Origin of the sequence: Brevundimonas pishanensis, assembly GCF_022750635.1 — a bacterium.
Lineage (GTDB): Bacteria > Pseudomonadota > Alphaproteobacteria > Caulobacterales > Caulobacteraceae > Brevundimonas > Brevundimonas pishanensis.
The window spans coordinates 103,452-128,655 of record NZ_JAJKBG010000001.1; the positions used below are offsets into that span (position 1 = coordinate 103,452).

Below are 25,204 nucleotides of genomic sequence, written 5' to 3' on the forward strand. Positions count from 1 at the left end.
CGCTTGTCCTAATGTCAATGAACCTTTACACACCGTGTCGCACGCATGTCAAGCAAGCTTGTCAGAGGTTTTTATGGTGTTCCGGCTTGGCGAGCGGCCCGTTCATCCCTACCTATCGGACCGACCATCATTCTTTTCAGTCAAAGCCGACCGCATGACCGCATCCTCTGCCCTGCCCGATAACGCCATCGAAGTTCGCGGTCTGAAAAAGACCTACAAGGGCAATGGCAAGGCTCCGGCCAAGGTCGCCCTGCGGGGCGTGGATCTGACCGTCAAGCGTGGTTCGATGTTCGGCCTTCTGGGCCCGAATGGCGCGGGCAAGTCCACGCTTATCAACATCATTGCCGGTGTGGTCAACAAATCCGAAGGCTCGGTCAAAATCTGGGATCGGGACATCGATACCGAAGCGCGCGATGCCCGCTCGGCTTTGGGCGTGGTGCCTCAGGAAATCGTCGCAGACGTTTTCTTCACCCCGCGCGAAAGCCTCGAGGTACAGGCCGGTTTCTATGGCGTGCCAGCGAACGAGCGCCGCTCTGACGAACTGCTGGCGGCGCTGGGCCTTTCGGACAAGGCAAATGCCTATGTGCGCCAACTCTCCGGTGGTATGAAGCGTCGCCTGATGGTGGCCAAGGCGCTGGTACATAATCCGCCTGTCCTGATCCTCGACGAGCCGACCGCGGGCGTGGACGTCGAACTGCGCCGCCAGCTTTGGGATTATGTGCGCAAGATCAACGAGGAAGGCGTCACCGTCATCCTGACGACCCACTACCTCGAAGAAGCGCAAGAGCTTTGCGACACGATCGCCATCGTCAATCGCGGCGAAGTCATCACCTGTGAGCCCACCCAGCAACTGCTGCGCCGTTTGGATACCCGCAACGTTGTTGTCGTGCCCGAGAATCCGATCGATGCCCTGCCCGAGCTGACCGGCTTTACGGTCATGCCTCGCCCCAACGGCGCATTCGCTGTGACTTATCGTACGGGCGAGTCCAGCGTCGAGAATGTTCTGGCTGCGGTACGTGCTGCCGGTATCTCGATCCGCGATATCACGACCGAGGACCCCGATCTGGAGGACGTCTTCCTCGCTCTGACCTATGGCGACAACAGCCGTCCGGATCCCACCAAGGACTGATCCGTCAGATCACCATAACGGTGCCCAGCAGCACCCTTGCCCCTGCCCTTCCCAGAACGCGATCCGCAGCCTGCTGAAGGGCGCGGGTCAGGGCGTTCAGGTCAGGCACCGCGTCTGGCAGCATCCGGCTGGCCTCAACACGCACGGCGTCGGCGAAGGCTGCATTCAGGCGCGGCCGTGACAGCTTGGCTCGCTCCAGCAATGCGCCATCTGCAATCACCAAGGTGCTCTCGACCGAGATGATCGCTCTGCGTCCCTGAGGGCGCAGAACCGTGGCGGTCGACAGCGGCATGTCCAACTCCCCTCCCGCAGGTGCGGAGGATTGCCCCTTGGGACTGGCCGCTGCAGGAACAGCCTGAGCCGACAAGCCCAGAGCCGAAAAGCCAAGAGCAGCGAGAATAAAAGCGCGACGTTGCATCGTCCCAGGATGCCGCATTCTGTTTAAGGTCCGGTTACACAGGCACTGGCACTCGCACCGTCAGCGGTTTAGCGTTGTCCTATGACGAGAGATATCAACGCCTACCGCCCCAATGTCGGGGTCGTCCTGTTCAACGCCGAGGGCAAGGTCTGGTTGGGACGCAGAGCCCATACACCGGCCCCCTACAACTGGCAGTTTCCTCAAGGCGGGGTGGATGACGGCGAAGATCTAGAAGCGGCCGCACGCCGCGAACTTCGCGAAGAGACCGGCGTCACTTCTGCCGAGCTTCTGGCCCGCACCGACACTTGGGTTTTTTACGACTTCCCCGACCATATGCAGGGACCCAAAGCGTGGCGCGGCTTCAAGGGGCAGCGCCAGATGTGGTTCGCCTTTCGCCTGACCGGACCCGACAGCGAAATCGATCTGTTCGCCGATGACGAGGTCGAGTTCGAGGAATGGCGCTGGGGCGATCTGGGCGAAGCGCTGGACCTTATCGTGCCCTTCAAGCGCGAAGCCTATGAAGGCGTCGTCGAGGCCTTCAAACACCTCGCGTCCTGAACGCTCCCTAGCCAACAAAAAGGCCCCCGCCATCAATGACGGGGGCCTTTTCTATTTTAGTCCGGATCGAGCCTTAGGCGACGATTTCCGAAGCCTCTTCAGCGAGGATCGTCAGACCCTCACCGTTGACGTCGGCGAAACCGCCTTTGACGTCGAAGCGACGGCGGGCGTTGCCTTCGTAGATCGTGATCACGCCTTCACGCAGCGTGGTCATGAACGGGGCGTGGCCCGGAAGGACGCCGAAGTCGCCCTCGACACCCGGTGCGTCGACCTGATCGACCTGGCCCGCGAAGATTTCGCGTTCCGGAGCGACGAGGGAGAAGTTCAGCTTGCCGGTCATGGATTAGGCCTCAGCAGCCATCTTCTCGGCCTTAGCGACGACTTCGTCGATCGCGCCAACCATGTAGAAAGCAGCTTCCGGCAGGTGGTCGTATTCACCAGCCACGATGCCCTTGAACGAGCGGATGGTGTCAGCCAGTTCAACGAATGCACCCGGGGTGTTCGTGAACTGCTCAGCCACGTGGAACGGCTGCGACAGGAAGCGCTGGATCTTACGAGCGCGGGCAACGACCAGTTTGTCGTCTTCCGACAGTTCGTCCATGCCCAGGATGGCGATGATGTCCTTCAGCGCCTTGTACTGTTGCAGGGTTTCCTGAACCTGACGGGCAACGGTGTAGTGTTCTTCACCGATGACCAGCGGGTCCATGATACGCGAGGTCGAGTCCAGCGGGTCCACGGCCGGGAAGATAGCTTGAGCCGCGATGTCGCGGTTCAGAACGGTCGTCGCGTCCAAGTGGGCGAAGGTACCAGCAGGTGCCGGGTCGGTAAGGTCATCGGCCGGGACGTAGATGGCTTGAACCGAGGTGATCGAGCCCTTCTTGGTCGAGGTGATGCGCTCTTGCAGGTTACCCATTTCGGTCGCCAGCGTCGGCTGATAGCCCACTGCCGAAGGAATACGGCCCAGCAGTGCCGACACTTCCGAACCCGCTTGGGTGAAGCGGAAGATGTTGTCGACGAACAGCAGCACGTCCTTGCCTTCTTCGTCGCGGAAGTATTCAGCGATCGACAGGCCGGTCAGAGCCACACGAGCGCGGGCGCCCGGCGGTTCGTTCATTTGGCCGTAAACGAGGGCGCACTTCGAGCCAACGGTCGAACCGTTGTTTTCCTTCGGGTCGACGTTCACGTTCGACTCGATCATCTCGTGGTACAGGTCGTTACCTTCGCGGGTACGTTCACCCACGCCGGCCAGAACCGAGTAACCGCCGTATGCCTTAGCGATGTTGTTGATCAGCTCTTGCATGGTGACGGTCTTGCCGACGCCAGCGCCGCCGAACAGGCCGATCTTACCACCCTTGGTGTACGGGCAGATCAGGTCGATGACCTTAATGCCGGTGACCAGGATTTCAGCCGAGGTCGACTGTTGGTCGAAGGTCGGAGCGTCCTTGTGGATCGGACGGTATTCGGTGGTTTGCAGCGGGCCGGCTTCGTCGATCGGCTGACCGACGACGTTCATGATGCGGCCGAGCGTGCCCGGACCAACCGGAGCCATGATCGACTTGCCGGTGTCAACGACGGCTTGACCACGGGTCAGGCCTTCGGTGGTGTCCATCGAGATGGCGCGAACCATGTTCTCGCCGAGGTGCTGGGCAACCTCGAGGACGAGGGTGAACGGCTCGCCGGTCTTCTGGTCGACGTTCTGGGTTTCCAGAGCGTTCAGGATCGCCGGCAGTTGGCCTTCGAACTGAACGTCGACAACGGCGCCGATGACCTGGGCGATCTTGCCCTGGCCAGCAACGGCGGCGGTAGCAGCGACGGTCTTCTTGGCGGCCGGCTTCTTGGCGGCGGGTTTCTTCGGTGCGGTGGCGTCGGTCATGGGTGTGTCCGGTTCGGAATGGGGTCGTTCGGGATCAGATGGCTTCGGCGCCAGCGATGATCTCGATCAGCTCGGTAGTGATCTGGGCCTGACGTTTACGGTTGTACTGCAGGGTCAAGGCATTGATGAGGTCGCCCGCGTTACGCGTTGCGTTGTCCATCGCTGCCATCTGCGAACCGAAGAAGCCTGCTTGGTTTTCCAGCAGAGCCGCCAGGATCTGGGTGGTCAGGTTGCGCGGCAGCAGCGTCTCGAGGATTTCCTCCTCCGAGGGCTCGTACTCGTACAGAGCCGTGCTGTTGTCCGCCGAAGCCGTTTGGACTTCAGCCGGAACCAGCTGTGCGCCGGTCGGAACCTGTTGGATCACCGACTTGAACTGGCTGTAGAACAGCTGGACCACATCGGCCTCACCGTTCTCGAACATTTCGGCGATCAGTTCGGCAATCGGCTGGGCCGAGTGCAGACCGACGGTCTTGTGTTCCGACAGTTCGAAGGTGCGAACCAGCTTCTCGCCATAGAGGCGCTGCAGCTGGTCGCGGGATTTGCGGCCAACGGCGATGATCTTAACGTCTTTACCCTGGGCGATCAGGCTGTTGATGCGCTCGCGCGCGGCCTTGATCACGTTCGAGGAGAAGCCGCCTGCCAGACCCTTGTCGGCAGTGGCCACCACGATGAGGTGACGTTGATCTTCACCGGTCCCGGCGAGAAGGCGCGGAGCATCCGCACCTTGCACACCGGCGGCCAGGTTAGCGATCACCGAAGCCATACGCTGGGCGTAAGGACGGGCATTTTCAGCCTGTTCCTGTGAACGCTTCAGCTTGGCCGCGGCGACCATGTTCAGGGCTTTCGTGATCTTCTGCGTCGACTTGACGCTTCCGATCCGATTGCGCATTTCCTTGAGGCTGGCCATCCGGCGTTACTCTCGCTTCGGTTGGTGCTCTTAGGCGAAGGTCTTGAGGAAGGCTTCCAGAACGCCCTTAAGCTCGGTTTCGAGCTCGGCGGTCAGGTCCTTCTTGGTACGGATGCCTTCCAGCAGCGACGCGTTGTTAGCGTGCACGCGGGCCAGCAGTTCCTTCTCGAAGCGACCAACGTCAGCCACTGCGATACCGTCCAGGTAGCCGCGGGTACCGGCGTAAACCGACACAACCTGCTCTTCCATGGTCAGCGGAGCGTACTGCGGCTGCTTCAGCAGCTCGGTCAGACGGGCACCACGGGCCAGCAGCTTCTGGGTCGAGACGTCGAGGTCCGAACCGAACTTAGCGAAGGCAGCCATTTCGCGATATTGAGCCAGCTCGCCCTTAATCGGGCCAGCAACCTTCTTCATCGCCTTGGTTTGAGCCGACGAACCCACGCGCGAAACCGAGATACCAACGTTAACAGCCGGACGAATGCCTTGGTAGAACAGGTCCGATTCCAGGAATATCTGGCCGTCGGTGATCGAGATCACGTTGGTCGGGATGTAGGCCGACACGTCGTTAGCCTGGGTTTCGATGATCGGCAGAGCGGTCAGCGAGCCCGAACCGTAGTCGCCGTTCAGCTTGGCCGAACGTTCCAGCAGACGCGAGTGCAGGTAGAAAACGTCGCCCGGATAGGCTTCGCGGCCCGGCGGACGGCGCAGCAGCAGCGACATTTGACGGTAAGCCACAGCTTGCTTCGACAGATCGTCGTAAACGATCAGGCCGTGCATGCCGTTGTCGCGGAAGAACTCGCCCATGGCGGTACCAGCGAACGGAGCCAGGAACTGCAGCGGAGCCGGTTCCGAGGCGGTTGCAGCAACCACGATGGTGTATTCCAGAGCGCCCGACTCTTCGAGGGTCTTAACGATCTGGGCAACGGTCGAACGCTTTTGGCCGATGGCGACGTAGATGCAGTACAGCTTCTGCGACTCGTCGTCCGACTTGTTCAACGGCTTTTGGTTCAGGATGGTGTCGACGGCGACGGCGGTCTTGCCGACCTGACGGTCACCAATGATCAGCTCGCGCTGGCCACGGCCGATCGGGATCAGGGTGTCGATCGACTTCAGGCCGGTTTGCATCGGCTCGTGAACCGACTTACGCGGGATGATGCCCGGAGCCTTAACGTCAACGCGGCGACGCTCGGTGAACTCGATCGGGCCCTTGCCGTCGATCGGCTCGCCCAGCGGGTTCACAACGCGACCCAGCAGACCCTTGCCAACCGGCACGTCCACGATTTCGCCCAGACGGCGTACATCGTCGCCTTCCGAGATTTCGGCATCGGTGCCGAAGATCACGACGCCGACGTTGTCGCGTTCCAGGTTCAGGGCCATGCCCTTAACGCCAGCCTTGGTGAATTCCACCATTTCGCCGGCTTGGACATTGTCCAGACCGTGAACGCGGGCAATGCCGTCGCCGACCGACAGCACTTGGCCGACGTCGGAGACGTCAGCTTCAACGCCGAAATTGGCGATCTGCGACTTGAGAATGGCCGAAATTTCGGCGGCGCGGATGTCCATGTTGAGCTCTCTGGCTTTCGTACTTCGGTGCGGGCCTTGCGGCCCGGCAAATGTCTTCGGTTTCGGGCTTAGGCGCGCTTCAGCGCAAAGGTCATTTGGTCGAGCTTGGTCTTCAGCGAGGCATCGAACAGCTTCGAACCCACTTTGACCTTAAGCCCACCCAGGATCGACGGATCGACACGGGTAGTCAGTTCCGGATCACGGCCAAGTGCGGCGCGCAGCTCCGATTGAATCTTTTTAGACTGTGCAGCAGTCAGTTCGACCGCCGAAACGATCTCTGCGGCTACGATGCCGGTCTTCTGGGCATACAGAGCCGCGAAGCCAGCAATCACGCCCGGCAGGTCCGCCGCACGGCCATTCTTTGCCAACAGACCCAGCAAATTGCGGGTCACAGCATTGAACTGCGCCTTTTCAGCTACGGCGACCAGGCCCTTGGCTTGATCTTCCGAGCCGATCACCGGCGAGGTTGCGAGACGGCGCAGATCCGCGCTTTCAAGCCAAGCGGCCTTCAGCGACGCCAAATCAGCGCGTACGGCGTCGATGACACCGTTGTCTTCTGCGAGGTCGAACAGTGCCTGAGCATACCGTCCGCCGACTTCCGTCGTCCTGAAATCGTCCGCCACTAAGTTTGATCCGCATATTGAGCGTTTGCATCAAAACCGGCCGCAGTTTCCCACGCCGATCAAGGGCTTGATATGCTTGTAGAAAGCACATTCAGGACGCATCTCGCGATACGCCCTTCTTCAAAGCCGCGCGGCCAATACCACGCAAGGCCGAAAGTCGCAACCAACGGAGTCGGAACGTTCGGTGCAGATACGCACTCTAATCGCTGAATCTTCGCTAAAACCGACAAAAGTCGGGGGCTATGTCTATGACAGCTATGGGTGGGGGTGCGACGTTGCGGCATACTGCCGCCTCTTGATGCACACTCACAGGCCGATTAGGCGTCTCGCCGTATAATTAACCGCAGGACCTGCAATGCTCGAAAGCATAACTCCCCTTTTGACCGATCCGGCCGCCTGGGCGGCCCTTGTGACCCTTGTGGTCATGGAAGTGGTCCTCGGCATCGACAATCTGATCTTTATCTCGATCCTGTCGAACAAACTACCGCCCGAGCACCGTCAGCGCACCCGTCGCATCGGTATCGGCCTTGCACTGATCATGCGTCTGGCACTTCTGGCGACCATCGGCTGGATCGTCGGTCTGACCCAACCTGTGTTCGACCTCGGTTGGTCGGGTGCCGGCTTCGAGACCTCGTTCTCGTGGCGTGACCTGATCCTGATCGCGGGTGGCCTGTTCCTGATCTGGAAGGCGACCAAGGAAATCCACCACTCGGTGGACACCACGCCTTCAGACACCGGCCTGCTTGAGAAAGAAAAGAAGGACGCCGTGATCAACAACGTTGGCTCGGCCATCGTTCAGATCATCCTGCTGGACCTCGTGTTCTCGGTCGACTCGATCCTGACCGCCGTGGGTATGACCGAGCACGTGCCGATCATGATGGTTGCCGTGATTATTGCGGTTCTCACCATGCTGCTGGCCTCGGACCCCCTTGCCAACTTCATCGACAAGAACCCGACCGTCGTCATGCTGGCTCTGGGTTTCCTGCTGATGATCGGTGTGGTTCTGATCGCCGACGGCTTCGGCGCTCACGTGCCGAAGGGCTATATCTATACGGCTATGGCCTTCTCGGCTCTGGTCGAGGGCCTGAACATGTGGTCTCGTAACGCCAAGATTAGAAAAGAGGCGGCCGAGGCTGCTTTGAAGGCGAAACAGACCCCACAGGTCTAAAGCCTGTAAATATGTCAAAGGGCCCCGTCATCCGGCGGGGCCCTTTTCTATGTCCTAGAGGAAGCTGTAGGGATCGACATCGACCGTCAGCCGAACAGAGGCGGGAACCTTCACCCGTGATAGCCAAGCCCGCAGGAAAGCCTGAAGGTTTACGTCACGATCAGCACGAACCAGCAGGCGTTTTCGTCGACGCCCCCGCACCAGTGCCAGCGGCGCATCAGCTGGACCGTAAACTTCCAACCGCTCGGCGTTCGGGATGGCGGCTGCCAACTCACGCGCGGTCTTTTCCAGAGCATGGGCGTTTTCGCTAGACAGGATCAGAGCCGTCAGCCTGCCAAACGGCGGCATAGTGCCCAGTTCCCGCTCGCCCATCTCGGCCTCGACAAAGGCATCGCGGTCATTAGCGGCTAAGGCTTCGAGCACCGGATGTTCAGGCGTCCACGTCTGCAACAACGCACGCCCAGGTTTGTCTGCACGGCCGGCGCGGCCCGTGGCCTGCGCCAGCAGTTGATAGGTCCGCTCAGCCGCCCGCAGGTCACCGCCGCGCAAGCCCAGATCGGCATCCACAACGCCTACAAGGGTGAGAAGCGGGAAGTTGTGGCCCTTTGCGGCCGCCTGCGTAGCGACGAGAATATCGATCTCGCCATCGGCCATCGACTGGATCAGCGCCCGCGCCGCCTCGCCGTCCGGCACCGTGTCCGATGAGAACACGGCTGTGCGCGCCTCGGGGAACAATTGGCGCACTTCTTCTTCCACACGCTCGACCCCCGGTCCGACAGACACCAGCGTGTCTTCGGCTCCGCAAGACGGACAGGCCTTGGGCTTGGGCATGGAAAAGCCCGTCAGGTGGCAAACCAGTCGACCTGTGTATCTATGCTCGACCAGCCAGCTATCCGTATCGGGGGCTGTCAGGCGATGTCCGCAAGCACGGCACAGTACCACCGGCGCATAGCCACGACGGTTAAGGAACAGCAGCGTCTGCTCCCCCCGCGCCAAATTGGTGCCGATCTCTTCGCGCAGGGTCTGGGACAGCCACGTCTGGGGATCGGGCGGATTTTGGCGCAGGTCCACCAGCGAAATATCCGGCAGCACCGCCACCCCGTGACGTGACTTCAGCTGAAGCCAGCGATAACGCCCCTGACGGGCATTCCACAGCGTCTCCAGCGACGGGGTCGCCGAAGCCAATACCACCGTCGCACCCTCGATACGCGCCCGTGCCACAGCTAAATCGCGGCCATGATAGACAAGGCCCTCTTCCTGTTTGTAGGACCCGTCGTGCTCTTCATCGACCACGATCATGGCCAGATCGGTGTAGGGCAGGAACAGCGCCGAGCGGGCACCGACGACGATATTACAGCGCCCTGCCCGCACCCCTTCCCACACCTGACGACGGCGCGCAGCTGAAACGCCGGAATGCCATTCCGCCGGAGCAGCGCCGAACCGGCGGGTGATTCGCTCGATCAATGCCTGCGTCAGCGCGATTTCCGGCAGCAGGATCAGAACCTGCGCATCGGGCTTTGCCGCCAACAAATCCGCGGCGGCTTCCAGATAGGTTTCGGTCTTGCCCGAGCCGGTGATGCCATCCAGCAGGAAGGGCGAGAACCCACCCCCGATGGCCGCCGCCGACATGGCCTTGGCCGAGGCCGCCTGATCGGGATTTAGGGTGGCGGGCGCATGCGCAGGGCGTGGCCGGTCAAAGGCTGCCATGGCTTCGACCTCGAAGACCTCCAGCACCCCTTCATCCACCAGCCCTTTGATCACACCGGACGAGACACCTGCCGCGCGCGCCAGATCGGCTGGCGTCATGGCGCGATCGCCCAATGCCTCGATGACCGATGTACGAGCCGTGGTGGTACGCAGCGGCTGGCGCATCTCGACCCGTCGCACCCGTCGCTCAGGACGGGGGCGCGGCGCACGAAGGCCCCGAAGTGCGCGCGATGCCATCTCTCCGGGCGGGTTCAGCGTCCACCGCGCGGCCCACTCGACAAAATCGACGGTCGCCAAAGGCAAGGACGGGTCGCTCGCCTTTTGAACAATCGCCTTCAACTTGCGGTTGGAGCCGGTCGTTTCAAAGACGTCCGAGACGATCCCGCGTAACAGGCGCGGCCCCAGCGGCACATCGACCTGATCGCCGCGCGCCACTTCGATCCCCTCGGGCACCTCATAGTCGAACGCCTCCTGCACAGGCAGGGGCACAAGCACAGACGCCACTTTCACGCGAACACCACCCGCGCTACCTTGGCGGCCATGAAAATCTTCCTCGATACCGCCGACGTCGCCGTCATTAAGGACATCCTGCCCACAGGCATGGTCGATGGCGTCACCACCAATCCTTCTCTGATCGCTAAGTCGGGTCGGAACATTGCTGAGGTCATTGCCGAGATTTGTGCTCTCGTCGAGGGGCCTATTTCGGCAGAGGCTGTTGCTACCGATTATGACACCATGGTCAAGGAAGGCGAGAAGCTGGCTGCGATCCACAAGAATGTGGTCGTTAAACTGCCGCTTACGTGGGATGGCCTGCGCGCCACCCGCACCTTCACCGACCGCGGGATCAAAACCAACGTCACCCTGTGCTTCTCTGCAGCCCAGGCCATGCTGGCGGCCAAGGCTGGCGCGACCTTTATCTCCCCGTTTGTCGGGCGTCTGGACGATCACGGTGCCGACGGTGGCCTCCTGATCGAAGAGATTCGCGCCCTGTACGACATGCAGGGTTTCGAGACGCAAATCCTCGCCGCATCCTTGCGCAACACGGCCCACGTCGAGGCTGCGGCCATCGCCGGTGCGGATGCTGCGACACTTCCGCCTGCGGTTTTGAAGGACTTGGTAAAGCACCCATTAACCGAAAAGGGGCTTGATGCCTTCCTTGCGGACTGGGGCAAGACCGGCCAGTCCATTCTGTAATCTGCGATCATGATGGAGTGGTCCCTTCAATGTCTCAATCTCTGGACACCTCGGCGGACCACTCCGACATGACGAACGACCTGCACTGGCCCCAGGTCCGACTGTGGCTTGAAACCAATGGCCAGCACCTTCTGGAAGACCGCGAGCTTCTGGAACAACTGGGCCTTAGAGCCGAGGGGCGCAATGTCGTCGATTTTGGCCGCGCTGCCCTGCACAAGATGGAAGCCAACGCCCAGCGCGAAGCCGGTGCGCGTCGCCTGATCGAAGAAATCTCGCGCACCAACTTCGCCGCCCAGACCCAGACCCATGTTGCCGCTCTGGACCTGATGGAGGCCACCAGCCACATCGAACTGGCACGCCAACTGGACATGACCACACAGGCCCGTTTCGGTCTTGCGGGTGCAGCCATCGCGATTGAAAAGCCCGGCATCGTTCCATTCGGCTGGAAGGCCCTTGAGCAGGGCCGTGTTGATGCGCTTCTGGGCGAAGATGGCCGCAACTGGCTTGGTCCGAACTTTACCGGTCTCGATCTGTTTGGTCCCGCCGATGGCGAGGTCCGTTCGGTGGCACTGGTACGTATGAACATCCGCTTTGCCGACGAGAGCGAGCCGCGCGCCGCCCTGTGCGCCTTCGGGTCGGTCGAGGACGAGGGCTTTACGCCCGCCATGGGCTGCGAACTGATCGCCTTCGTCGCCCGCGTATTCGAACGAATGGCAGGCCGATGGGCGCTGCCGGAAGCCTGACCGCAGACGAGGCGCTGCGCGGGTGGCTGGACCACCTAGTCCATGAACGCCGCCTGTCGCCGCGCACCCTCGAAGCCTATGGCCATATTGGTCGCTTGTATGTGGCGTTCCTCGAACGCCACAGGGGCGAAGCCTTACGCCTAAAGGACCTTGGAACTGTCACCGCTGCCGAACTTCGCGCCCATCTTGCGGAGCGTCGCAGCGGAGATCATCCCCTCAACGCCCGCTCACTCAGCCAGACATTGGCGGCCATTCGCGGCTTTCACAGCTATCTGGACCGCCGCCACGATGTCGATGCCCCGCAACTGGCACTGGTACGCGGACCTAGGGTCAAGGCCTCTTTGCCGCGTCCCGTCACAGAAGACCAAGCCATCGGGCTGCTACAGGAGCCCGAAGCCGATCCGGACATGGAGCCATGGGAGGCGGCGCGTGATCGCGCGGTTTTGACGCTTCTTTATGGATGCGGCCTTCGTATCTCCGAAGGGCTGTCGCTGCTGCGCAAAGATGCGCCGTTGGGCGACAGTGTGCGTATTGTCGGCAAGGGCTCCAAGACCCGCATCGTTCCTGTCCTGCCACAGGTCTCGAAAGCCGTGGACGACTATATCGACCTGTGCCCTTGGCCGCTTGCCCCCGACGAGCCGCTCTTCAGGGCCAAGCGGGGTGGTCCGCTCTCGCCGCGTCAGGTCCAAGCCACGGTTCAGCGGCTGAGAGGACGATTGGGTCTTCCCGCCTCGGCCACACCCCATGCGCTGCGGCACAGTTTCGCAACCCACCTTCTGGGCGCAGGCGCGGACCTCCGCTCCATTCAGGAACTCCTCGGTCACGCCAGCCTGTCGACGACCCAGAAATACACTCAGGTCGACGCCGCCGCGCTGCTCAAAGCCTATGCTTCGGCGCACCCCCGTCGCTAGCCATTGCCATATAAATAACATCGTTAGACAAGTAACTGATCGGGCTGGAGGATCACTGGCCTATGCAGGAACGGCCATTACGCGCGGATGTCTGTCGACGAACTTGCCTGCGGTTGCTGGCAAGCGCGGCATCGCTTGGCGTAGGCGGTCTCTCCGTTAGCGGGCAGGCACAGGACATCGCGGCTGCACCCGCCGGTCCTGCACCCGTACCGCTCTACACCAATCTGTTCACGCGCCTGGCGGCACCGGTGGAAATAGGACGGCGCAGAAGTCTGTTTGTGCTGGATACAGGCGCCGAGGCGACTGCTATATCGGATCAGTTGGCCGCCGAGTTGCAACTGGTGGCAGGTCCCCGCGTCACTGTGCACAGCGTAACCGCCTCGAGCGTCGTTCCCAGTGTGCGCATTCCGCGCTTCAGGGTCCAATCCGAAACCTTCGAGGACGTTCTAGCTCCGGTATTCCAGCTTGAAGAACTGGGTGCGGAAGGCTTGCTAGGGTTGAACCATCTGCAGGCCTTCAATCTGCTGCTGGACATCCGCAACCGTAGCGCAACGCTGAACCCGAACCAGATACAGGGCGTGCGGTTCGAAATGGGCGCATCGGAGTTGGCGACCCGTATCCAGCGCCGTCTGTCTGCCGTTCCATCTTATCAAAAGGATGGATTGCTGTTCATGGACATCCGTGTGGGCGATGCACCCGTCACCGCCTTTCTGGATACCGGCGCGCAACACTCGGTCGGCAACGAGCAGCTGCTGGCCCGGCTCGGCTATCCGGCCCGCCAGCTACAAACCATCGCCGTCCATGGCGTAAGCGGTCCCGCGATCGTAGGCCGCTCCGGCCCCACCATGGATATCGAACTCGGCCCCAAACGGCTGCGGCAGGTGCCGCTGCTGTTCAGTGACCTGCATATTTTCCAGATACTGGGACTGGCCGACCGCCCCGCCCTGCTTATCGGCGCGGACCTGTTGAGCCGGTTTGATCAGGTAAGGATCGACTACAAGACAAACCGCATCGCGCTGGGCAGCATTATGCGCGGGAGAAGCGTGCCTCGGAATTCCGTGCGTTGAGGGACAGGTCCCACAGGAAGCTAAGGATGGCTTCGCTCACCGCCTCGGGCGCTTCCTGCTGGACCCAATGGCCTGCCTTTGGAACCACCGTCATACCGCGAAAATCTGTCAGCCAATTCGACAGTTCGCTTTCGAAATGCCCTGCATAGCGCCGCACCGGATCACGCTCGCCGACCAGAAACGCCGATGGCACAGTGATCTTGCGGCCCTGAAGCCAGCGCGTCCGCGCCCAGTTGGAATCGATCATCCGATACCAGTGGACCGCCCTCTCGAAGCCCGATTTCTTGAAAGCCTCGACATAGGCAGCGAAATGATCCGGCGTCAGCCAGACCGGAAGGACGGCCTCGTCGGGGATGATATCGACGAAGTTGCGCCCTTGAGGAATACGCCCGTCTGCCTGATAGACAGGCTGTGTCACCCCGTCGAAGGCCCAGAACATCTTGCGCAACGCCGTCTCGGGATCGGCATCCATCGGCAAATGGGACTCCGGATGTGCAAACGTAGCCAGATACAGCAGGTCCTCGCCGTTCTTTTCGGCCAGGTATTTCATGACCGCCGTCGGGGGCCCCTGACGTCTGCGCGGCTGGAACGGTACCGCTATGCCCATGACGGCATGGAACATGTCCGGCCTTAGCAGGGCCGCCTGCCAGGCGACGGCGGAGCCCCAGTCATGTCCGACGATGGCCGCCTGCTCGTAACCGAGCGCCTCGACCAGTGCGACCAGATCACCCACCAGCGTATAGATGGAATAGGACGACGCCCCCGGTGGCCCGCCTGTCTCGCCATAGCCGCGCATATAGGGTGCTACGACGCGGTAACCCGCTTGCGACAAGGCCTTGATCTGGTGATGCCAGGAGATGGCGAGATCAGGAAATCCGTGCACCAGAACCACAAGTGGTCCCTCTCCAGCCTCGATGACCTGAATGTTCAACTCGTCGGTCTGGATCCACCCCATATCCACTCCGGCACCCTCACAGAAAAACCTCACCGCAAGGTCCAGAAACGACAGATCGCCCCCGCAGGCAAATCACAAACCTAGGGTATTTTAATTTGATAGTACGATTGTGCAGGGCACCTTTGGGTTTCGCCGCCGAGTTGATTATGTTGGGAGGGTGAGTGCCACCATCGACACCCCTGTAGCCAAGGCCGATATTTCGTTCGACCTGCCGCCCGCGCTGGCGACCCCGCCCGGGGCCGGTGCGGTGTGCGACGACGAGGGCGCACGCAAGATCGGTCGCGGCGCTGCCGAGGGCTATCTGCTGGGGTCGTCGATTATCGTCGCCCACGCCAGCATCACCGCGCGTCGTCTGGGCCTTGAGGCACCCTCCCGCTCACCCCTTATTCTGGATGCGCTGGAGCTGTTCGCCTTTGTGCGGCCCGCCAGGTTCTGTGCTCCTTCGCCGACGGGTCTGGCCCTGTCTCTCGGTCATGCCGAACCCAGGGGACCCGAAGCACAGGCGCAGGCGCTGCGATCAGCCGCGCAGGAACTTTTGTTGGAGCTGGCCGATCCAGCCTATCCCAAGCGCGAAGAGGCCTATGGTGTCGCCCTGACACTGGAGCGCGCGGGCTGGAGTTGGGGCAATCGGGTCATTCAAGCGCTGGAGGCGGGCGGCATCCGCAACCGCACCTCGCGCGGCTCGGGGCTCGATGTCTGGGCACGGCTGCCCGAATGGGAGGATGAACCTCCGCGTGGCGAGGCGGGCTCCGCCCCTGTCGACAGCGAGAGTGCGCGTATCCGGCTGGAGAAATTGCTGCGATCGTCGGGTCTGGATGAGACCCGCCCGGCCCAGTCCGACTATGCCGCCGAAGCGGCCTTTGCTTTTTCTCCCCGCAATGAAGAGGGTCGTCCGCGCGTCCTGCTGGCCGAAGCCGGCACAGGCACGGGCAAGACCATGGGCTATCTGGCCCCTGCTTCCGTCTGGGCCGAACGCAATCATGGTGCGGCATGGATTTCGACCTACACCCGCGCCCTGCAACGTCAGATCGACCGCGAGAGCAAGGCTCTGTGGCCTGACGAGGCCGAGCGTCGCAAAAAGACGGTCGTGCGCAAGGGCCGCGAGAACTACCTGTGCCTGCTGAACCTTCAGGACATGGTTCAGGCGGCACAACTGGGTAATGGCGACCTGATCGGTATGGCACTGGCCACCCGCTGGGCTGCCCATACCCGCGATGGCGACATGACGGGCGGCGACTATCCCGGCTGGCTGTCCGGCCTGTTCGCGGTCCAGCCGGCGCATCAGGCCAGCCCCGTCAATCTGGTTGATCGGCGCGGAGAATGCGTTCACGCCGCCTGCCCGCACTATCGTTTGTGCTTTGTTGAAAAGACCATTCGTGCCAGCCGCCGCGCAGACCTTGTGGTCGCCAACCATGCGTTGGTGATGACGCAGGCCGCGTTCGATGGGTCGCGCACGGCGCGTGGCCTGAAACAGGATGGCGAGACAGCGGCCCTGAAACGCATTGTCTTCGACGAAGGACACCACCTGTTCGACGCCGCCGACAGCGCCTTTTCCGCCAGTTTGTCGGGACAGGAAGCGGCAGAGCTTCGCCGTTGGATACGGGGCCCAGAGGGGCGCGGGCGTCGCGGTCGCGGATTGGAAATCCGCCTTGGCGATTTGTGCGCTGACAACGAAGCGGCGAGCAAGGCACTGAAAGATGCCGTCGCTGCCGCAGCCCAACTGCCCGGTGAAGGGGTATCGGGCCGCATCGCCCCGGCTTCGGGTGAAGTGAACCCTATCGGCCCGATCGAACGCTTCTTGGTCGCTGCGCTTGAGCAACTACGCGCCCGCGCTGCCGAAAGCGGTGGGACCGAGTTCGGGCTGGAGTGCGCCCTGCGTCCCGTGACCGAACCCGTCATCGAAGCTGCCCGCGAGGCAGCACAGGCATTGGCCGCTGTCGAGGCTCCGCTGCTGGCCCTTTCGCGCCATCTCGAAGACATCCTCGACGAGGAAGCCGCCGAACTGGACCCGTCCGCCCGTGCCCGCATCGAAGGGGCGCTGCGCGGAATGGACCGCCGCGCGCGTATGACCTTGCCCGGTTGGCGCTCCATGCTAGCCGCGCTCGATGAAGCCGGAGCCGAGCCCGATCCCGACTATGTCGACTGGCTGTCGGCAGAGGCTGCCTTTGGCCGCATCCACGATGTGGCCCTGCGTCGCCACTGGATCGATCCCACGGTGCCGCTGGAGGCCGCGGTCATCATGCCATCCCACGGCGTGTTGGTGACCAGCGCCACCCTTTCCGACCCCTCGGCCCAAGACCCGTTCGATATGGCCCGCGTACGCTCCGGTGCTGCCCGCCTGATTGATCCTGCCCGCACGCTCAAGGTCGAAAGCCCGTTCGACTATGCGAACAACAGCCGCATCATCGTGGTCAACGATCTGACCAAGGACGAACCGCGCCAGACGGCGGCGGCCATGCGCGAGCTGTTCCTCGCCGCAGGGGGTGGGGGCGTTGGCCTGTTCACCGCTATCCGTCGTCTGAAAGCGGTCTATGAGCGGTTGGGGCCGGACCTCGCCCGCGCCGGTATTCCGCTTTACGCTCAGCATGTCGATCCACTGGAAGTGGGCGCACTGGTTGATGTCTTCCGCGCCGAGAACGATAGCTGTCTGCTGGGCACCGACGCTGTGCGTGACGGGGTGGATGTGCCGGGCCGTTCGCTCCGTATCCTCGCCTTTGACCGTGTGCCGTGGCCACGGCCGGACCTGTTGCACAAGGCCCGCCGCGCACGCTTCGGCTCCGGCCACGGGGGCCGCACCTATGACGATGCTCTGGCACGGGGCCGGATTGCGCAGGCGTTCGGTCGCCTGATCCGCCGCGCCGACGACAAGGGGGTGTTCGTCATGCTGGACGCCGCCTGCCCGACGCGCCTGTTCTCGGGCCTGCCCGAAGGGACCGAGGTGATGCGGATGGGTCTGGCCGATGCGGTGGACCTGACCAAAGAATACCTCAAAGCGGACGAAGCCTGATGGCCAAGACCACGCCTGCCACCGTCGCCCTGTCCAAGGCCGGTGTCACTTTCGACCTGTTCCCGTACGACTATGACCCCGATGCCCCGCGTGTCGGACTTCAGGCCGCAGAGGCGCTGGGCAAAGACCCCGAGCAGGTGTTCAAAAGCCTGATGGTCTTGGTCGATGACAAGCCCGCCTGCGTGGTTCTCCCGTCGGATTGCGAGGTCAGTATGAAAAAGCTGGCCGCGGCGCTGAAGGGGAAACATGCCCAGATGATGAAGCCCGCAGATGCCGAACGTCTGACGGGCTACAAGGTCGGCGGCGTAAGTCCTTTTGGTCAGCGCAAACAGGTGCCGACCGTCATCGATGAAACGGCACAGTTGTTTGATCAGGTGCTGATCAACGCCGGTCAACGCGGGCTTTTGCTGGGTATCGCCCCGCCAGATGCGCTCACTGCCTCGCAAGCGGTCTGGGCCGACATTACCGCCTGAAATCTTCGGGTTGTGCGAGACGCCGACCAAGCCCTGTTCTATAAGCCGCCCATGACCTCTGCCCCCTTGCCTACCGAACGCCACAGCCGCCGCGGCCTGTTCATTCCCTTCATCATCGTCGGGATCGCGCTGGCACTATGGACGGTCTGGTGGTTCTGGCTCGCCAATGAAGCCAAGAGCCAGTTGCAAACCCGTCTGGATCGGCTGCAAGCCTCGGGCTGGAGCGTTGAACATGCCGGAATATCCGCCAGCGGCTGGCCCCTGCATACGCGCCTGACGGTGAAAGAGGGCCAGTTCATCGCCCCGTCCGGTCACGGCATCAAGGCACCGTCCATCGCCGCAGAGGCCAACACCTATAATCCGCTACACTGGGTCGTCGTGGCCGACAAAGGCCTGACGCTCGTGCGGGCTGAAAAGGGCGAGACGCTGGTGGCAGCAAAGGCCATCCGGCTTAGTCTGACCGGCATTCGCCAGCGTTGGCCCAATGTTGCGTTCGAGATCGCCCAGCCGGTCTTCACGCCTGCCGAAGGGGCCGAGCCCTTCCCACTGGCCAATGCCGAACTGATCCAGCTCTACATGCGTCCCCACTTGACCAGCAGCACGACGCCCGGCGATGATGTGGACATCATGTTCCGCCTCATTCAAGCCCACGGCCGCGAAGGTGGTCCGGTGCAGGGCTTTGCGCAGAACGGCGAACTGACCCTTCAGGTCGAAGCCGTGGTCGAGAAGTCCTCGGCTCTGCGCCAGCCTGCGGCCGCCGCCGGCCTGTTGTCGGCATGGACCGCAAACGGTGGCCGCTTCGTCAATGTAAAGGGCGAGATGAAGGCCGGTGAAAGCCAAGCCGTTCTGACCAGTCCCGTCCTCAACGCCGACGACAAGGGCCAACTGGAGGGCGAGGTGCAGTTCAAGGCCGTTAAACCTTTGGCCGCTCTGGTCGGTCTGGCTGGTAGCCATCAGGGACAACCCGCCGAGAGGGCCGCGGCTGCCCGCGCCGCCGCCTCTGCTCCGCAAGGCGGTGAGGGCGAGGCTGCTCAGGACGTCGAGCTTTCGGTCCTGTTCCGCAAGGGCCGCACCTATCTGGGTCCGTTCGCGCTGGCTCCGGCACCGAAACTGTTCTGATGCTGCACGCCCCGGAAGAAGACCCGCAACGCCTCGCATTGGACAAGGCTGTGGCCGACGCCGTGGCCGCGCGTCTGACGGCCGGCCCGCGCGGTCGGCCCGACGCAGATGCCTTGGCCTTGCGCGAACTGCTACGCGGACTGACGCCGCCACAAAGATCGGCTCTGCGCGCCGTCATGGGCCGCATGGAAGCCGGTCATGGCAAACCTCTTCTGGCCTGTGGCGGCATTTCCCAGCTTCTGGCCGCAGATCGCTGGGGGCCGTTTGCCCGTCCGGTAGCAGAGCCGGACCAAGCTCTGGACGCCGCCCGCGCGGGGGCCCGCGCCCTGATTGACATCGGCAACCGTGCATGGTGGGGCAAGCTGCTGGCGGACCCGACGGTGAAGGTCATCGCCGCCCTGCCCGACGACGCACAGGCCCGCCCGCGCGCCTTTATGGTGTCGACGGAAACCAGCGGCCCGACCGGGGATGACCGCACCTTCTGGGTGACAGACAGTCCTCTGCCCGATTTCGAAATCATCGCCCACCTGTCCAACAACGGGCTGGCCGCCAGCTTGATGGCCGAATCCGGTGGCTTGATGCTGTTTACGCTGAGTGGCTATGTGCAGGCCGACGACGGGAGGCTGCAAGGCGCTCCCGGAACCCTGCAAGGCATCATCGGCGCCGCGCCAATATTCTGACTAGAGATCATTCGAGGAAGCGTCATGACCGATCAAAGCGCCAATGCGCCCACCCCCAAGCCGGGTATTCTGGACATTGCCCCCTATGTCGGCGGCAAGGGCGCGCTGGACGGCATCGCCGAACCCATGAAGCTGTCGTCCAACGAGAACCCGCTGGGTGCGGGTCCCAAGGCTCGCGAAGCCTTCGCCTCGGTGCTCGACAAGATCCACATCTATCCCGATGGCCGCGCCGACAAGCTGCGTGCCGCTGTGGCTGCCAAACATGGTCTTGAAGAAGACCGTCTGATCTTCGGCAATGGCTCGGATGAAGTTTTCGCCCTGCTGAACCAGACCTATCTGACGGCAGGCGACAATATCGTCACCGGCCAGTACGGCTTCCTCGCCTATCGCATCTCGGCACTGGGCTGTGAGGCGCAGGTCAAACTCGCCCCCGAGCCGGGCTATAAGGCCGAGGTCGACGCCCTGCTCGAGCAGGTCGATGAGCGCACCAAGATCGTCTACGTCTCCAACCCGTCGAACCCGACCGGCAGCTGGAACACGGCAGAGGAAATCCGCCGCCTGCACGCCGCACTTCCGCCGCACATCCTGCTAGTGGTCGATGAGGCCTATGCCGAATATGTGGTCGAGGCTGAGTACGAGAGCGCATTCGAGCTGGCTCGCACGGCCAACAACATCATCGTCACCCGCACCTTCTCCAAGATCCACGGCCTTGGCGGTCTGCGCATCGGCTTCGGCTACTGCCCTGCTGACGTGATGGGGGCGATGGACCGTATCCGCCTGCCGTTCAACGTCTCGGTTCCGGGTCTGGCAGCGGCGGTGGCAGCCGTGAACGACGAGGAGCACCAGCAGGCTTCGCGTAATCTGGTGCTGGAATGGCGCCCGCGTCTGACGCAGGTCATCAAGGGTTTCGGCTATGAAGTTCTGCCGTCTGTCGGCAACTTCATCCTTGTCCTGTTCAAGGACCCTGCCGAGGCCAATGCCGCCAGTGACTGGCTGAACCAAAAGGGCATTATTGTCCGCGGCGTGGTCGGCTATGGCCTGCCGCAGGGCCTGCGCATCACCATCGGCACGCCGGACCAGAACCGCGCCGTGGCCGATGCGCTGAGCGAGTTCGCCTCCCGTTAAGGGTCGCGCACCGCCTGATAAAGCAAACGCCGCGCCCCGAAAGGAGCGCGGCGTTTTTCATTACATGCCGCTGAAGCGAACCACGCCGACGAGCCCCGCACGCCAGATGTAGTCGTCTTCGATCAATGGGCTGTTGGCCGCATCGCCGAGGTACTTTTCATAGTTCACGAAAGTGCCCACGCCATATCGGTCACCGATCGGCACTGCGAGGAAGGCCGACACGCCCGCCGCCGACATGCCGCCATCGCCCTGGAACGACTGGTAGTCGGTCACCGCTGCCTCGGCATCCGTAACACCGAAATAGCGGTTCAGACGGTCATCGTCGCCACCGCGGCCATAGGCCATCACCTGCAAAAGCCCCACCGGCGTCACGCGCTGATGACCAACCTGCGCTTGCCAGGCAAAACCGGCATCATCGCCGGTCACGTCCTGCTGGATCCGGCCACCGACGACGACATTTCCCGGCAGTCGCTTGAAAGCATAGAGCGCCGCATCGGCACCCAGTTCGGGACGGTTGTCGAAGCCTTCGATCTCGCCAGCAGCAAAACGCGGGCGCAGTTGCACACCGGCGCGGAAGTCATCGGTGTTGATGGCATTATAGCCGATACCGTCCAGCCCGTTGGCATAGACGATGTCGCGATAGGAAGCCGAACCCCAGAAGGTCCAGTTAACGTCCTTGGTGCTGGCACCGGTCGCGCTGAAGCCGCGCACGAAACCACCGCCGACGTCGACCTTCCACGTCTTCGGGGCTTCGACCTGTTCATAGGGCTGGGACTGGGCCAGCGCCTGTCCGGAGACAAGCGCCAGTGTTGTCGCGGCAAAGGCCACGGTCACGATACGCATCACAAAGGGCTCCTGAAGGGGGAAGTCCGCGCACGCGCAGACATTCAGTCAGCCACCTTTGAGACTATATTTCGGGCGCCAGAATGCCTTGATCAGGGCTGCAAAAGGGCGGTCGACGCCCTTTCGAGTGAAGCTTCCATACGCTTCATGAACTCGCCGCGTTTCAAGCCCGCTTCGATGGGCGGCAGGAATTCGAAAACCACTGTACCCGGCTTGAACTTGGTCAGGCCCTTGGCGGGCCAATACTGGCCCGAGTTGGTCGCGATCAGATAGCAGGTTGCATCAACATCCCGATAGATAGCGGCTACGCCGGGCTTGTACTCCGGCACCGCGCCCGGTTGGGTTCGCGTGCCTTCCGGGAAGATCATGATCTGGCGTCCTTCGTCCAGACGCGCGCGGGTGTTGCGCACCATGTCCTTCAGTGCCTTGGCGTGAGCTTCGCGGTCCACGGGGATCATCTTGGTCTTCCAAGCGAACCAGCCAATGAAGGGCATGGCCATCAGCTCTTTTTTCAGCACGAAGGCCGGATCCTCGATCACCGTGAACGGCACCACGATATCCAGCATGCTCTGGTGTTTTGCTGCCACCAGGCCCGGACCCGTCGGGCGGTATTCCAGTCCGCGCACCTCGACCTTAATGCCTGCGATCCAGCGCGCGCCGAACAGCACCATACGCGCCCACAGCCGCACCACGCCCATGGCCGCGTTGTGGTTCATCAATAGCGCGGGCGACATGCCGATGGCGCATATCGGCATCGACAGATACAGCCACACAGAAAAGAGCAGCGAGCGGATAAGAGTCATAAAAATCAGGCCTCGGCGGCAGTCTGGGTCGGGGAAGCCGCGTCTAGCGGGCGCTCCGGATGGAATCCGCGCAGCCTATGCCACGCCTCGCGCCCCAACACGGCTAGGTATTTCATGTATTCCAGCGTCATGCGGCGCGCCGACTTCTCGTTGCGCCACCAGTTCGGCTGATCCAGCGTTGGCGTTGACACCGCATAGGGTATGAGAACCACGCCGGGCAACGCGCTGCGGATTTCGAGCATGCTGCGGGCCATGTGATAGTCAGATGTCACGACAATCAGGCTGCGGTAGTCCTGTTTGCGGGCCCACTCGGCGATCTCGCTGGCGTTGCCTACAGTGTTCTCGGCCTCGAAGCCCAGATCGACACAGCAGTTGAACAGCTTGCTCGAACCGGGGGTCAGGGCACGCAGTTCGCGACGGCGCACTTCGCGGTTCACACCGGAAATCAGCAGCCGCTCGCCCTTGTCCTGTTCCAGCAGTCGGATGGCGGCATTCACGCGCTCGGCCGATGGTCCTGTCAGGGAAACGATAGCATCGGCACGCGCGGGCTCCGGCGCAGGGGTGAAGTCCTGAACCCTGTCTGCAAATACCAGCAGACCGACCAGCCACATCAGAACGATGGCGGCGATAAGCGTAAGGAACTTCATAGTCCCTTCCTACCCACGACCCGCCAGTTTCGCCAGTGCCGTCAAGCGCGCAGCTAGAACCGCTGTCACCGCAGCCAGTATCGGGCAAACCACAATGGCCACCAGATCAAGGAAGCGCACCGGCAGGGCAGGTGTCAGACCGGCCTCCCCGCCGACCATTCTCATGATTGCCATGGCCAGACCTGCGACCACCGATCCAGCCGCACCGGCAACGAGGGCCAGCTTGCCGAACTGGGTCTGGTAAAGTCCTGCGACACTGCGATCGGAGGCCCCGTTAAGGCTCAACGTCTCGATGATATCGGCCTGGGCCGTCATGCCTGATCGTGTGGCATAAGCGATGACCGCTGCTGTCGCGCCGGCGATCAACACAAAGGCGGCTATAGCCAGAGCGGTCACGATGCCGGCAGCTCGCTCGACCTCGCCGCGCCACAGGCTGTGATCATCGACCGACGCATCAAGTCCCGCCTCGGCCAAGGCTCGGCTCAGGGTCGGCGCGCTGGCGGGTGCCTCCGGATTGAGGCGCACCACCACCAGATAGGGCAAAGGTAGGTCGGGCAGTACCGCCTCGCCCACCCACGGGGCCAGCAGGCGCTCCGAGGCCTTGCGATCCAGTCCATAGGCTTCATCGACGCCCTTAACCCCAGACAAGGCTTCTGCAGCGCGGCTCGCGGCGGTAGGGCCGGTTTCGTCGACACGCGGACGGACCTGAACCGTGGCCTCGCCACGCAGTTCGCGGGCCCAGCCGTGGGCGGCGCGATCTGCAGCCAAAGCCCCTATCGCGGCCAGCGAGGCAAGGAAGCACAGCACCGCAATCACCGCCGCCAGCCATCGCTCTCCAGAACGTTCGCGCGGCAAAAGCGAGCCGGGAACCGGCAACGGTTTTCGAACTACAGGCTGAGCGTCCGTCATACCGCCTCCACCACGGGAGCTTGGGGACGGGGCTGGGGCTCTATCGACTGCAATTGGCCATTCTCGAGGTGAAGCAGGCCAGCACCATACTGATGCGCCAGTTCTTCGTCATGAGTGGCGATCAGGACCGTCGCACCCAGTTTGTTCAGCGACTGGAACAGTCGCATCAGCTTGTCGCCCATGGCGCGGTCAACGCTGCCGGTCGGCTCGTCCGCCAGTATCAGGCGCGGACGGGTTATCACCGCACGCGCAATCGCCAGTCGTTGCTTCTCCCCGCCCGACAATGATGGGGGAAGAGCATCAAAGCGTCCGCCCAGGCCCACCCAGCGCAGCATTTCGGCCACGTCCTGAGCATAGTCGCGCGGCTTTTCACCGTTCAGACGCAGCGGCAGAGCCACATTGTCGAAGGCCGACAGGTGCTCCAGCAGCCGGAAGTCCTGAAACACCATGCCGATGCGACGGCGCATTTGGGGAATCGCGGCGCGCGGGATCTGCGTAACATCCTGACCAAACAGGTCAATTCGACCGGCACTGGGTCGCTCGCTTAGCGTCAGCAAACGCAGCAGGGTCGACTTTCCTGCACCGGACGGTCCGGTAAGGAAATGGAAAGAGCCCTGAGGCAAAATAAGGTTAACGTCGCGCAGAACCGAAGGACGGCCGGAATAGCCGAACCCCACGTTTCTGAGGCGCACGATATCGGTCTCGTTTTTTAGCGCGCTGGGGCGACGTTCTTGAGTTGGCATAAGGTGTTTTCATTTTGGACCGGGGCGAGTGCGCCCTCG

Annotated in this window: 25 protein-coding genes; 12 read left to right on the top strand and 13 right to left on the bottom strand. The window is 62.4% G+C overall.

Translation table 11 applies throughout. The annotated features are described in order from the left end of the window. Nucleotides 1-154 precede the first annotated feature (154 nt). Nucleotides 155-1,129 (top strand): ABC transporter ATP-binding protein, encoded by a 975-nt coding sequence (locus tag LOX95_RS00510; RefSeq protein ID WP_242912332.1) that lies wholly within the window; start codon nucleotides 155-157, stop codon nucleotides 1,127-1,129. 4 nt (nucleotides 1,130-1,133) lie between these two features. Here LOX95_RS00510 and LOX95_RS00515 read toward each other — a convergent pair whose 3' ends face one another. Beyond that, complete coding sequence (locus LOX95_RS00515) at nucleotides 1,134-1,547, bottom strand: Tat pathway signal protein (protein WP_242912333.1); 414 nt, start codon at nucleotides 1,545-1,547, stop codon at nucleotides 1,134-1,136. A gap of 81 nt (nucleotides 1,548-1,628) precedes the next feature. Here LOX95_RS00515 and LOX95_RS00520 point away from each other — a divergent pair, with 81 nt between their 5' ends. Further along, nucleotides 1,629-2,105 carry an RNA pyrophosphohydrolase gene (locus LOX95_RS00520; protein ID WP_242912334.1) on the top strand — a complete coding sequence of 159 codons (477 nt, stop codon included), beginning with the start codon at nucleotides 1,629-1,631 and terminating at the stop codon, nucleotides 2,103-2,105. 73 nt (nucleotides 2,106-2,178) lie between these two features. On the opposite strand, the gene LOX95_RS00525 is transcribed toward LOX95_RS00520, so the two are convergent. The 5 genes from LOX95_RS00525 to LOX95_RS00545 all read right to left on the bottom strand — a co-directional run bounded on the left by LOX95_RS00525 (nucleotide 2,179) and on the right by LOX95_RS00545 (nucleotide 7,071). Then, entirely contained in the window at nucleotides 2,179-2,445 is a 267-nt protein-coding gene (locus LOX95_RS00525) for an ATP synthase F1 subunit epsilon (RefSeq protein WP_242912335.1), read from the bottom strand. Between the two features lie 3 nt (nucleotides 2,446-2,448). Next, entirely contained in the window at nucleotides 2,449-3,978 is a 1,530-nt protein-coding gene (gene atpD, locus LOX95_RS00530; RefSeq protein ID WP_242912336.1) for a F0F1 ATP synthase subunit beta, read from the bottom strand. A gap of 34 nt (nucleotides 3,979-4,012) precedes the next feature. Beyond that, nucleotides 4,013-4,885 carry a F0F1 ATP synthase subunit gamma gene (locus LOX95_RS00535; RefSeq protein WP_242912337.1) on the bottom strand — a complete coding sequence of 291 codons (873 nt, stop codon included), beginning with the start codon at nucleotides 4,883-4,885 and terminating at the stop codon, nucleotides 4,013-4,015. A gap of 30 nt (nucleotides 4,886-4,915) precedes the next feature. Continuing rightward, nucleotides 4,916-6,448, bottom strand: coding sequence for a F0F1 ATP synthase subunit alpha (gene atpA, locus LOX95_RS00540; protein WP_242912338.1), 1,533 nt, complete (start codon nucleotides 6,446-6,448; stop codon nucleotides 4,916-4,918). A gap of 68 nt (nucleotides 6,449-6,516) precedes the next feature. Continuing rightward, on the bottom strand, nucleotides 6,517-7,071 hold the full coding sequence (locus LOX95_RS00545) for a F0F1 ATP synthase subunit delta (RefSeq protein ID WP_242912339.1): 555 nt from the start codon (nucleotides 7,069-7,071) through the stop codon (nucleotides 6,517-6,519). Nucleotides 7,072-7,426: 355 nt separating this feature from the next. Between LOX95_RS00545 and LOX95_RS00550 the strand changes: the two genes are divergently transcribed. Next, the gene (locus LOX95_RS00550) at nucleotides 7,427-8,239 is read left to right on the top strand and encodes a TerC family protein (protein WP_242912340.1); all 813 of its coding nucleotides are present in this window, start codon (nucleotides 7,427-7,429) and stop codon (nucleotides 8,237-8,239) included. Between the two features lie 54 nt (nucleotides 8,240-8,293). Here the strand turns inward: LOX95_RS00550 and LOX95_RS00555 are convergent, their stop codons facing one another. Further along, nucleotides 8,294-10,456, bottom strand: coding sequence for a primosomal protein N' (locus LOX95_RS00555; RefSeq protein ID WP_242912341.1), 2,163 nt, complete (start codon nucleotides 10,454-10,456; stop codon nucleotides 8,294-8,296). Nucleotides 10,457-10,486: 30 nt separating this feature from the next. Between LOX95_RS00555 and fsa the strand changes: the two genes are divergently transcribed. From fsa to LOX95_RS00575, 4 genes are all read left to right on the top strand, one after another. Continuing rightward, nucleotides 10,487-11,140: a fructose-6-phosphate aldolase gene (gene fsa, locus LOX95_RS00560; protein WP_242912342.1), complete on the top strand. Its 654-nt coding sequence runs from the start codon at nucleotides 10,487-10,489 to the stop codon at nucleotides 11,138-11,140. Between the two features lie 29 nt (nucleotides 11,141-11,169). Further along, a complete protein-coding gene (locus tag LOX95_RS00565; protein WP_242912343.1) occupies nucleotides 11,170-11,883 on the top strand; it encodes a DUF484 family protein in 714 nt (237 codons plus the stop codon). Further along, complete coding sequence (locus LOX95_RS00570; RefSeq protein ID WP_242912344.1) at nucleotides 11,862-12,794, top strand: tyrosine recombinase XerC; 933 nt, start codon at nucleotides 11,862-11,864, stop codon at nucleotides 12,792-12,794. The genes LOX95_RS00565 and LOX95_RS00570 overlap by 22 nt, the downstream gene beginning before the upstream one ends. Nucleotides 12,795-12,907: 113 nt before the next feature. Then, nucleotides 12,908-13,861, top strand: a complete 954-nt coding sequence (locus LOX95_RS00575; protein ID WP_242912345.1) for a retroviral-like aspartic protease family protein — start codon at nucleotides 12,908-12,910, stop codon at nucleotides 13,859-13,861. Here LOX95_RS00575 and LOX95_RS00580 read toward each other — a convergent pair. Further along, on the bottom strand, nucleotides 13,821-14,816 hold the full coding sequence (locus LOX95_RS00580) for an alpha/beta fold hydrolase (protein ID WP_242912346.1): 996 nt from the start codon (nucleotides 14,814-14,816) through the stop codon (nucleotides 13,821-13,823). The genes LOX95_RS00575 and LOX95_RS00580 overlap by 41 nt on opposite strands. A 157-nt stretch (nucleotides 14,817-14,973) precedes the next feature. Between LOX95_RS00580 and LOX95_RS00585 the strand changes: the two genes are divergently transcribed. From LOX95_RS00585 to hisC, 5 genes are read left to right on the top strand one after another with little or no spacing between them, the layout of a single operon-like run. Further along, nucleotides 14,974-17,823, top strand: a complete 2,850-nt coding sequence (locus LOX95_RS00585; protein ID WP_242912347.1) for an ATP-dependent DNA helicase — start codon at nucleotides 14,974-14,976, stop codon at nucleotides 17,821-17,823. Continuing rightward, nucleotides 17,823-18,296, top strand: coding sequence for a Cys-tRNA(Pro) deacylase (ybaK, locus tag LOX95_RS00590; protein WP_242912348.1), 474 nt, complete (start codon nucleotides 17,823-17,825; stop codon nucleotides 18,294-18,296). Before LOX95_RS00585 ends, ybaK begins: the two co-directional genes overlap by 1 nt. Nucleotides 18,297-18,347: 51 nt before the next feature. Further along, nucleotides 18,348-19,415 (top strand): DUF2125 domain-containing protein, encoded by a 1,068-nt coding sequence (locus LOX95_RS00595; RefSeq protein ID WP_242912349.1) that lies wholly within the window; start codon nucleotides 18,348-18,350, stop codon nucleotides 19,413-19,415. Next, nucleotides 19,415-20,095: a hypothetical protein gene (locus LOX95_RS00600; protein ID WP_242912350.1), complete on the top strand. Its 681-nt coding sequence runs from the start codon at nucleotides 19,415-19,417 to the stop codon at nucleotides 20,093-20,095. Before LOX95_RS00595 ends, LOX95_RS00600 begins: the two co-directional genes overlap by 1 nt. Nucleotides 20,096-20,119: 24 nt before the next feature. Then, a complete protein-coding gene (hisC, locus tag LOX95_RS00605) occupies nucleotides 20,120-21,220 on the top strand; it encodes a histidinol-phosphate transaminase (RefSeq protein WP_242912351.1) in 1,101 nt (366 codons plus the stop codon). Between the two features lie 60 nt (nucleotides 21,221-21,280). Here the strand turns inward: hisC and LOX95_RS00610 are convergent, their stop codons facing one another. From LOX95_RS00610 to LOX95_RS00630, 5 genes are all read right to left on the bottom strand, one after another. After that, the gene (locus tag LOX95_RS00610; RefSeq protein WP_242912352.1) at nucleotides 21,281-22,063 is read right to left on the bottom strand and encodes a MipA/OmpV family protein; all 783 of its coding nucleotides are present in this window, start codon (nucleotides 22,061-22,063) and stop codon (nucleotides 21,281-21,283) included. A 92-nt stretch (nucleotides 22,064-22,155) separates the two neighbouring features. Beyond that, nucleotides 22,156-22,866 (bottom strand): lysophospholipid acyltransferase family protein, encoded by a 711-nt coding sequence (locus tag LOX95_RS00615; protein WP_242912353.1) that lies wholly within the window; start codon nucleotides 22,864-22,866, stop codon nucleotides 22,156-22,158. 5 nt (nucleotides 22,867-22,871) lie between these two features. Beyond that, nucleotides 22,872-23,513 (bottom strand): YdcF family protein, encoded by a 642-nt coding sequence (locus LOX95_RS00620; RefSeq protein WP_242912354.1) that lies wholly within the window; start codon nucleotides 23,511-23,513, stop codon nucleotides 22,872-22,874. A gap of 9 nt (nucleotides 23,514-23,522) precedes the next feature. Then, entirely contained in the window at nucleotides 23,523-24,422 is a 900-nt protein-coding gene (locus tag LOX95_RS00625; protein ID WP_242912355.1) for a cell division protein FtsX, read from the bottom strand. Then, on the bottom strand, nucleotides 24,419-25,165 hold the full coding sequence (locus LOX95_RS00630; RefSeq protein WP_242912356.1) for a cell division ATP-binding protein FtsE: 747 nt from the start codon (nucleotides 25,163-25,165) through the stop codon (nucleotides 24,419-24,421). Before LOX95_RS00630 ends, LOX95_RS00625 begins: the two co-directional genes overlap by 4 nt. Nucleotides 25,166-25,204 lie beyond the last annotated feature (39 nt).

Bases quoted from the DNA above. Each gene is read 5' to 3' on its own strand.
- LOX95_RS00510 (WP_242912332.1), top strand. From the start codon at position 155: ATGACCGCATCCTCTGCCCTGCCCGATAACGCCATCGAAGTTCGCGGT.
- LOX95_RS00515 (WP_242912333.1), bottom strand. From the start codon at position 1,547: ATGCAACGTCGCGCTTTTATTCTCGCTGCTCTTGGCTTTTCGGCTCTG.
- LOX95_RS00520 (WP_242912334.1), top strand. From the start codon at position 1,629: ATGACGAGAGATATCAACGCCTACCGCCCCAATGTCGGGGTCGTCCTG.
- LOX95_RS00525 (WP_242912335.1), bottom strand. From the start codon at position 2,445: ATGACCGGCAAGCTGAACTTCTCCCTCGTCGCTCCGGAACGCGAAATC.
- atpD (WP_242912336.1), bottom strand. From the start codon at position 3,978: ATGACCGACGCCACCGCACCGAAGAAACCCGCCGCCAAGAAGCCGGCC.
- LOX95_RS00535 (WP_242912337.1), bottom strand. From the start codon at position 4,885: ATGGCCAGCCTCAAGGAAATGCGCAATCGGATCGGAAGCGTCAAGTCG.
- atpA (WP_242912338.1), bottom strand. From the start codon at position 6,448: ATGGACATCCGCGCCGCCGAAATTTCGGCCATTCTCAAGTCGCAGATC.
- LOX95_RS00550 (WP_242912340.1), top strand. From the start codon at position 7,427: ATGCTCGAAAGCATAACTCCCCTTTTGACCGATCCGGCCGCCTGGGCG.
- fsa (WP_242912342.1), top strand. From the start codon at position 10,487: ATGAAAATCTTCCTCGATACCGCCGACGTCGCCGTCATTAAGGACATC.
- LOX95_RS00565 (WP_242912343.1), top strand. From the start codon at position 11,170: ATGTCTCAATCTCTGGACACCTCGGCGGACCACTCCGACATGACGAAC.
- LOX95_RS00570 (WP_242912344.1), top strand. From the start codon at position 11,862: ATGGGCGCTGCCGGAAGCCTGACCGCAGACGAGGCGCTGCGCGGGTGG.
- LOX95_RS00580 (WP_242912346.1), bottom strand. From the start codon at position 14,816: ATGGGGTGGATCCAGACCGACGAGTTGAACATTCAGGTCATCGAGGCT.
- ybaK (WP_242912348.1), top strand. From the start codon at position 17,823: ATGGCCAAGACCACGCCTGCCACCGTCGCCCTGTCCAAGGCCGGTGTC.
- LOX95_RS00595 (WP_242912349.1), top strand. From the start codon at position 18,348: ATGACCTCTGCCCCCTTGCCTACCGAACGCCACAGCCGCCGCGGCCTG.
- LOX95_RS00600 (WP_242912350.1), top strand. From the start codon at position 19,415: ATGCTGCACGCCCCGGAAGAAGACCCGCAACGCCTCGCATTGGACAAG.
- hisC (WP_242912351.1), top strand. From the start codon at position 20,120: ATGACCGATCAAAGCGCCAATGCGCCCACCCCCAAGCCGGGTATTCTG.
- LOX95_RS00610 (WP_242912352.1), bottom strand. From the start codon at position 22,063: ATGCGTATCGTGACCGTGGCCTTTGCCGCGACAACACTGGCGCTTGTC.
- LOX95_RS00615 (WP_242912353.1), bottom strand. From the start codon at position 22,866: ATGACTCTTATCCGCTCGCTGCTCTTTTCTGTGTGGCTGTATCTGTCG.
- LOX95_RS00620 (WP_242912354.1), bottom strand. From the start codon at position 23,513: ATGAAGTTCCTTACGCTTATCGCCGCCATCGTTCTGATGTGGCTGGTC.
- LOX95_RS00625 (WP_242912355.1), bottom strand. From the start codon at position 24,422: ATGACGGACGCTCAGCCTGTAGTTCGAAAACCGTTGCCGGTTCCCGGC.
- LOX95_RS00630 (WP_242912356.1), bottom strand. From the start codon at position 25,165: ATGCCAACTCAAGAACGTCGCCCCAGCGCGCTAAAAAACGAGACCGAT.